1 protein-coding gene is annotated in these 1158 nt (G+C 54.2%); it reads right to left on the bottom strand.

The window, feature by feature from the left end; translation table 11 throughout:
• Positions 1-1158 (bottom strand): O-antigen ligase family protein (locus H8S65_RS20815; RefSeq protein ID WP_186931715.1); only part of this gene is annotated, 1158 nt, incomplete at both ends.

Below are 1158 nucleotides of genomic sequence, written 5' to 3'. Positions count from 1 at the left end.
GAGCTTTCGACCTTCGGTTCTTTGGTCAGCACAGCTCCGGCGGCAGCCCGGAATTTATCCGCCTGATAGAATGCCGGCTCTGCGTATAGCTTGGCTAACAGATAGTAAGGATACAGCCTTTCCGGCAGTATTCCGATGGCATGAAGCAGTTCCCTCTCCGCTTCCCGGTAGTCACCGGTCGCCTGCCGGTTTTTAGCGATCATGTACCGGATCATCGGATCTCCGCTCAGCCGCTTCGCCCGTTCCAGCACCCGTATCGCTTCCGCGTATCGCCCCGTCTTGCTGAGGCATTGCGCCTCTTCAAACAAAAATTCCGGTTTATGCTTCAACTTGTCATGCAAGTCTTTATAATCTTCTGAAACCGACTCATACGCCTTGTTATTATAGACCATCTGCATCCGTCCCCACCGTTTATAAACCTCATATTGCCCTTTCTGCAAGATGAACAGGCAGACGGATGCAAGCGACAACAGGCTTATTATAGTTATAGGGTACGCTGATGACACAGATAAGGCGGATGATCTTGCCTGCGTCCCATCTTTCGTCACGCATATCGCCCCCAAAAACACCAGTATCATCCAAAACGACGGCAACTGCAACGGATAGGACGACACCGCAAACACCGCTAACGCCAACACGCCTCCGACCGCCCCATGCTGCCTGTTCCGGATTCCATAGTACCCCATGCTCCCCAGCCACAACACGAACACGATCAACCCTCCGATTCCCTGTTCCAGCCCGATCTGCAGATATTCATTGAACGCATATTCCGGACATCCCGCCACCTGTTTCTCCTGGCCTGTTGCGGTCCCTGTTGCGAAATACTCGCCTTGCGCCTCCGCGTATGCCGCCGGGAATCCGCCTAACCCCGTTCCTGCAAGCGGCTGTCCGGCAATCGCTTTCCCCGTCACTTTCCACATCAGCAATCGCCCGTCCGCCGAATCCCGTTTCATCCCGTAAACCCCGGCAATGGCACATCCCGCCAATATCGCCACAATTGCAATAAAAGGAATTGTCGCATTCTTATACCTTTTATATGCAGCTTTCGCCTTCTCCCATCCGATCCGTTCCGTCCAATACACCCATCCGCAAGCCACAACCGCCGCCATCCACGCCGACCGGCTCATTCCGGCAGGCAAAACAATCAGGATAGCTCCG

Source organism: Parabacteroides hominis, assembly GCF_014287585.1.
GTDB classification, from domain to species: domain Bacteria; phylum Bacteroidota; class Bacteroidia; order Bacteroidales; family Tannerellaceae; genus Parabacteroides; species Parabacteroides hominis.
This window is presented reverse-complemented; position numbering and strand designations above follow the sequence as displayed.